The 1,292-nt window shown below is 62.6% G+C and carries 1 protein-coding gene; it reads right to left on the minus strand.

Annotation, left to right across the window (positions count from 1 at the left end; genetic code table 11):
- Positions 1-1,145 (minus strand): diguanylate cyclase (locus tag I71_RS21280; RefSeq protein ID WP_244433966.1); only part of this gene is annotated, 1,145 nt, incomplete at its 3' end.
- Positions 1,146-1,292: the final 147 nt, after the last annotated feature.

Raw genomic sequence — 1,292 nt, forward strand, 5'->3', positions numbered from 1 at the left:
ATTCGGCCGATTTCATCGGTGATGCGCAGATTGCTGCGGATCTCCTCGACCACACTGCGAATCGCGATGTCGCCGGCGCCGTGCCCCAACTCGTCGTTGATGCGCTTGAAGTGATCGATGTCCAGCATGACAAGGCAGGCCACACCCGGACCGGACCGGACATCCGCTGCGGCACTCTCCCCGGTCAGCAGCCTTTCCAGCAGGTCGAGGATATGGCGGCGATTGTGGGCGCCGCTCAGAGGATCGGTGGTGGCAAGACGCTGAAGCTCCCGCTCCATCCGCCGGCGCTCGGTGATGTCGGTGGCGATGCCGATCACCCCCGCTACCCCCCCATCCGGCGTCGACAGCGGACGCTTCACCACCAGCAATTCACGCAGATCCCCGTTTGGCGAGGCCACGCTGGTCTCGAAGGAAAAGGCGTCGGTACCGGCCGGCGCCTGCTCTGTGAGCGGTTGCGCGCGGGAGTCGAATTCGTCGGCGGAGTTCGGAAACAAGTCGCGGAAGGCACGGTTGCACAGGGCATAGCGACCGGCGGCGTCCTTGTACCAGACCGGACTTGGCATCAACTCCACCAGATTCTGGATGAAGCGGAACTGTTCGTCCGCCAGCGCGGTCTTTCGCTCCAGCTCCGCGGTGCGTTCGGTGACGCGGCGCTCCAACGATTGGTTCAGCGTCTCGATGGTGACGAGATCGCGCCAGCCGCGAACAGCGCCGACAATGCTGGTGAACAGCTTCTGGGCGGTCAGTTCCGCCTTGCTCTTATAATCGTTGATGTCATAGGCGACGATGGCTTCCCGTTCCGGTGCCTGCCCAGGTTGTCCGGTGCGCAGGATGATGCGGATGTGGCGGTTGCCAAGGTCGCGCCGGATGTGATGCACCAGACGCAAACCGGCATCCTGGGTCTCCATCACCACGTCGAGAAGAGCCACCGGCAGGTCTGTCCGTTCGGCCAGGATCGCTTGCGCCTCCGACGCGGAAAAGGCGCTGACGATGGCGAAGCGGCGGCCCTCGAACTCGAAATCCTTCAACAGCACGCGCGTCATCGCGTGCACCTGCTCGTCGTCGTCGACCACCAGGACCGGCCAGGGCGCCAAAGCCGCCGAAGACGGCTGCGGTGCCGGCCCGGCTTCTTCGTTCTCGAACATCAGATCGTCGGAAGACATGGGGTCGGACATGATTTGCCCAGGTCGGAATTGCATAACCTGTCACTCACCCGGGCTTCGATGTCGACACCTGAAAAATCCTGATTGAAAAATATTGTCGTATAGGTTTTCACCTCCTTGCGGTGGGCG

The sequence above is a fragment of the Azospirillum sp. B506 genome (genome assembly GCF_000333595.1).
Lineage (GTDB): Bacteria > Pseudomonadota > Alphaproteobacteria > Azospirillales > Azospirillaceae > Azospirillum.